Annotated in this window: 5 protein-coding genes and 1 pseudogene; 3 read left to right on the plus strand and 3 right to left on the minus strand. The window is 70.0% G+C overall.

Annotation, left to right across the window (positions count from 1 at the left end; all coding sequences use genetic code 11):
* Both CCN35_RS27890 and CCN35_RS23055 read left to right on the plus strand, forming a co-directional pair.
* A pseudogene (locus tag CCN35_RS27890) lies at positions 1-107 on the plus strand (IS481 family transposase); the annotation flags it as partial.
* A gap of 461 nt (positions 108-568) precedes the next feature.
* Positions 569-2,035, plus strand: a complete 1,467-nt coding sequence (locus tag CCN35_RS23055; RefSeq protein ID WP_067391523.1) for a sensor histidine kinase — start codon at positions 569-571, stop codon at positions 2,033-2,035.
* A gap of 158 nt (positions 2,036-2,193) precedes the next feature.
* Here the strand turns inward: CCN35_RS23055 and CCN35_RS23060 are convergent, their stop codons facing one another.
* Entirely contained in the window at positions 2,194-2,451 is a 258-nt protein-coding gene (locus CCN35_RS23060) for a WhiB family transcriptional regulator (RefSeq protein WP_067391520.1), read from the minus strand.
* A gap of 316 nt (positions 2,452-2,767) precedes the next feature.
* On the minus strand, positions 2,768-3,736 hold the full coding sequence (locus CCN35_RS23065; protein ID WP_067391517.1) for a diacylglycerol/lipid kinase family protein: 969 nt from the start codon (positions 3,734-3,736) through the stop codon (positions 2,768-2,770).
* A 147-nt stretch (positions 3,737-3,883) separates the two neighbouring features.
* Between CCN35_RS23065 and CCN35_RS23070 the strand changes: the two genes are divergently transcribed.
* Positions 3,884-4,348: a hypothetical protein gene (locus CCN35_RS23070; protein WP_086794162.1), complete on the plus strand. Its 465-nt coding sequence runs from the start codon at positions 3,884-3,886 to the stop codon at positions 4,346-4,348.
* 70 nt (positions 4,349-4,418) lie between these two features.
* Here the strand turns inward: CCN35_RS23070 and CCN35_RS23075 are convergent.
* Positions 4,419-4,971: SigB/SigF/SigG family RNA polymerase sigma factor (locus tag CCN35_RS23075; protein WP_143631763.1), on the minus strand; the 553-nt coding region annotated here is incomplete at its 5' end.

Here is a 4,971-nt window from a genome sequence, read left to right on the forward strand (position 1 = left end):
CCTTCCCCGACTGGCTGCACACCTACAATCACCACCGCGGACACACCGCGCTGAAAGGCCAGCCACCCGCCAGCCGCGTCCCTAACCTCTCAGGGCAATACAGCTAGGCTGCGTGGTGCACGCCAGGAAGCCACGGCGGCCGGCCGCCCCCGTCCGGGCCGGTCGGGCCGGCCGATGAAGAAACCGCAACAACCGCTGTCCGGCGCATGGACAGGGCAAGTGGTCTAGTCCAGAATGCTCGCAACAAAGTCTCGGAACAGCGCACGCGGCACCGCCCGCGCACAACGGACGCGCTCATGAGCCTCCGCCTTCTCCGCACAGGAAGGCGGACCGAGGACCCGGAGTTCTCTGCCCTGACTGCTCCGGTTCCTCGACCTTCGGCCGGTCGGGACCGCACACCCTACGGCCGATGATGCTCCGGGCTGCGGTGCCGGGAGGGTTGAGGGTCCCTCTCAGGCGCCGCGGCCCGCGGGTGTTCCCGCAGCCGCCGGAGCCGTACGCCGCGGTACGCGTCCGTACGGTTTCGGAACCGCGCAAACGCACGAGTACGCTCGCACTCGTGCCCTCCATGAACGAACTCGTCCGCCAGCACACCGCCCTCGACGACTCCGACCTCGAGTGGCTCCATCTGCTGGTGTCGGAGTGGCAGCTGCTCTCCGACCTCTCCTTCGCCGACCTGGTCCTGTGGATCCCCACCCGTGACGGCACCCGCTATGTCTCCGTCGCCCAGATGCGGCCGAACACTGGTCCGACCTCCTACCAGAACGACATGGTCGGCCATCTCGTCCCGCGTGGACGCCGCCCGATGCTGGACGTCGCGTTCGACGAGGGGCGGATCGTGCGCGAGGGCGATCCGGAGTGGCGCGAGGAGGTCCCGGTCCGCGTCGAGTCCATCCCCGTACGGCGGGAGGACCGCGTCCTCGGCGTCATCGCGCGCAACACCAACCTGCTGACCGTGCGCACCCCGAGCCGCCTCGAGCTGACGTATCTGCAGAGCGCCTCGGACCTGGCGCAGATGATCGCGGCCGGAGCGTTCCCGTTCCCCGACCAGCAGGCCGACATGGACGTCGCACCGCGGGTCGGCGACGGACTGATCCGGCTGGACGCGGACGGCATCGTCCAGTACGCCTCGCCCAACGCCCTGTCCGCCTACCACCGTCTCGGCCTCGCCTCCGACCTCGTCGGCCACCACCTGGGCGAGACCACCGCCGAACTCGTCCCCTCCCTGACCCCGGTGGACGAGGCACTGGTGAAGCAGGCCAGCGGCTGGGCGCCCCGGGAGTTCGAGGTCGAGGCCAATGGCGGAGTGATCCAGTTCCGGGCGATCCCGCTCAAGCCCAAGGGCACACGCATCGGTTCCCTGGTGCTGCTGCGGGACGTCACCGAACTGCGCCGCCGCGAGCGGGAGTTGATCACCAAGGACGCGACGATCCGGGAGATCCACCACCGGGTGAAGAACAACCTGCAGACGGTGGCGGCCCTGCTCAGGCTCCAGGCCCGGCGCATCGACTCCGAGCGCGGCCGGGAGGCGCTGGAGGAGGCGGTGCGCCGGGTCGGGTCGATCGCCATCGTCCATGAGACGCTGTCGCAGAACCTGGACGAGCGGGTGGAGTTCGACGAGATCGCCGACCGGGTCCTGGCGATGGTCGCCGAGATCTCGCCGGGCAAGGTGACCGGCCGGCGCAGCGGGCGCTTCGGCATCCTGGACGCCGAGGTCGCCACCCCGCTGTCGATGGTGCTGACCGAGATTCTGCAGAACGCCCTGGAGCACGGCTTCCGCGAGGGCGACACGGGCACCGTGGAGGTCTCCGCGGTCCGCGGCGGCACCTCGCGCGACACCCGTCTGCTCGTGACCGTCCAGGACGACGGAGTGGGCCTGCCCGAGGACTTCGACGTGCACAGCTCCGGCAACCTCGGCCTGCAGATCGTGCGCACCCTGGTCGAGGGCGAGCTGGGCGGCACCTTCGACATGGTGCCGGCGCCGGAGCGCGGCACACGGGTGATCCTCGACATCCCGGTGCGGGCGCACAAGTGACGCACAGCAAAGACCCCGGACCGGGATGCGGTCCGGGGTCGGTCGCTCGTTGCGGCTCGTGTGCGCACCGGAGTACTGCGCGCTGCGGCTCGGGGGCGGGAAGTGCGTACGCGCTGTACGCGCCGCCAAGCTCAGGCTGTCAAGTGGAGTGGCCGCGGTCAGGCGGAGGCCTGACGGGCCCGGTTGCGAGCGGCACGGCGCTTCATCGCGCGGCGCTCGTCCTCGCTGAGACCACCCCAGACGCCGGAGTCCTGGCCGGTCTCAAGCGCCCACTGCAGGCACTGCTCGATGACCGGGCAGCGACGGCAGACGGCCTTGGCTTCCTCGATCTGCAGCAGCGCAGGACCGGTGTTGCCGATGGGGAAGAACAGCTCGGGGTCTTCCTCGCGGCAAACGGCGCTGTGACGCCAGTCCATGGCTGCTACCTCTCTTGGTGTCGTGCAGGTTGCTTGTGAATGTGAACGCTTTCACGAATCCCTCGACAAACGAAGGGCCGACTACCAGGTTCCCTGGCGTGGTCCTGTGGGTTGAAGAGGGGTTCCGGGTGATCTCCGAGGCCCGTGTGGCGGGCCGTCCCGATCGCCACGTAGAGACTCGCAAACCTCGGCGGCGGATACAACCCCTTCCGGAAAGTTTTTTTTGATTCTTCGGTGTCGACTAGGTCACAGCCATACTTCCATGGGGTGGATCCTGGCCTAAACGTTCGACTGCAAGGACTTTGGACCCTTCCACTCACACAATCACACGCAGTGCACGGCGAACGCCTGTGAACGTCACGCTCTTGCGGAGTCCCAGGTGGTCACCGTCCATCTGAAGGGGCAGTGGCACCTTCGAATGCAAGGTGAAGCTGCTCAAGTCGTGCAGGGAGACGGCATGCCTGCCCCGGGGTCCGCGCTCGGGGGACGAAGTGAGCAACTGAGTCCCATACCGGGCAACCGCGGCGGTGGACAGACGGCTGAGACCGAGTACGTCAAGTCCCTTGTCGAACGAGGCCTTGGGCGACGTGTACAACGGACGATTCCCCAGATACGTCCACGGTGAGGTGTTCGACACTATGGCCACCACCAGATCGGTGACCGGATCCTCCCCGGGGCGCTCCAGAGTGATCGTCCCGTTGCGCCGGTTCGGCTCGCCGAGGAACTGGCGGACCACCTGCCGTACGTACAGGGCGTGCGTGGACTTCTTGCCGCGCTCGCGCCGCTGCTCCACCCGTCCGACCACGCCCGCGTCGAAGCCGAGGCCGGCGTTGAAGGTGAACCAGCGGTCCGGGACGGCCGCGTCGTCGGTGCCCGGCGTTCCCGAGGTGAGGCCCAGGCCGACCGTCCGCTCGCTGCCGGTGCGCAGGGCGTCCAGGAGCGCGCCGGTGGCCTCCACGGCGTCGTTGGGCAGCCCCAGGGCACGCGCGAAGACATTGGTGGAACCGCCGGGGACCACGGCGAGGCGGGGCAGCCGCTCGGGGTCGGGGCCGCGGTGCAGCAGGCCGTTGACGACCTCGTTGACCGTGCCGTCGCCGCCGAGGGCCACGACCAGGTCGACGTCGTCGCTGTCCGCGGCCTGCCGGCCCAGGTCGCGGGCGTGACCGCGGTACTCGGTGGTGACCGCCTCCAGCTTCATCTCGCTGGCGAGTGCGTGGATCAGCACATCGCGCGTTCGTGCGCTTGTGGTGGTTGCCGCCGGATTGACCACGAGAAGTCCACGCATGGGGTGCAGCGTACCTACCGGGTGGTACCCGGCCCATACCGAGGAGGGAACGAGGCGGGAATCGAGAGGGGAACGAGGCGGGGACGGCAAGGATCCGGCCGCGGGCCCGCACACGGGGAACCGCGCCTCGAGGGCTACCCTGCTGGGGTGAGCAGCGAGCAGAAACCCTCCCGAAAGACCACGGACACGGACACCGCCGGCCCGCGCCCGCGGCGGCTGGCCTGGGCGGCGGCGCTGGCCGCGCTGGAGGGGCTCGCACTGCTCGCGGGCGGGCTCTGGATGCTCGTCCTCGGCGCCACCGGTGAGGGGGGCGACCGGCAGAGCGGCGTCACCGGCGGCATCACGCTGCTGCTGCTCGCGCTGCTGCCGCTGCTCGCCGCCCGGGGGCTGCTGCTGCGCCGCAGCTGGAGCCGGGGACCGGCGGTCATCACACAGATCCTGGCGCTGCCCGTGGCCTACAGCCTGCTGCAGGCCGACAGCGTGGCCATCTGGGCCGGCGTCGCGCTCGCCGTCGTGGCCGTGACCGCGCTGGTGCTGCTGGTGCACCCGGCGACGACCCAGGCCCTCGGCATCAAGGGTCCGGGCCGCACCCGGGAGACCGAACGCCGCTGACCGGACGAGGGCGACCGCACGAGGGCGCGGCGGCAGCCGCACGGCAGGGCGGCACGCTCCGCCCGCCTCGCTACTCCTCCACCAGCAGCTTCTCCCGCAGCTGGGCCAGGGTGCGGGCCAGCAGCCGGGACACGTGCATCTGCGAGATGCCGACCTCCTGGGCGATCTGCGACTGGGTCATGTTGCCGAAGAAGCGCAGCAGCAGGATCCGCTTCTCGCGCGGCGGGAGGTCCTCCAGCAGCGGCTTGAGCGACTCGCGGTACTCCACGCCCTCCAGAGCCTCGTCCTCCGCGCCGAGGGTGTCGGCGACCGCGGGGGACTCGTCGTCGGTGTCCGGGACGTCCAGGGACAGGGTGGAGTAGGCGTTGGCCGACTCCAGGCCCTCCAGGACCTCCTCCTCGGAGATGGCCAGCTTCTCGGCCAGTTCGTGCACCGTGGGGGAGCGGCCGTGCAGCTGGGACAGCTCGGCCGTCGCCGTGGTGAGCGCCAGACGCAGCTCCTGCAGCCGGCGCGGCACACGGACCGCCCAGCCCTTGTCCCGGAAGTGCCGCTTGATCTCGCCGACGACCGTCGGGGTCGCATACGTCGAGAACTCCACGCCGCGGTCCGGGTCGAACCGGTCG

The organism is Streptomyces thermovulgaris (genome assembly GCF_002155915.1).
Lineage (GTDB): Bacteria > Actinomycetota > Actinomycetes > Streptomycetales > Streptomycetaceae > Streptomyces > Streptomyces thermovulgaris.

Coding starts and splice junctions, on each gene's coding strand:
- CCN35_RS23055 (WP_067391523.1), top strand. CDS start 569: ATGAACGAACTCGTCCGCCAGCACACCGCCCTCGACGACTCCGACCTC.
- CCN35_RS23060 (WP_067391520.1), bottom strand. CDS start 2,451: ATGGACTGGCGTCACAGCGCCGTTTGCCGCGAGGAAGACCCCGAGCTG.
- CCN35_RS23065 (WP_067391517.1), bottom strand. CDS start 3,736: ATGCGTGGACTTCTCGTGGTCAATCCGGCGGCAACCACCACAAGCGCA.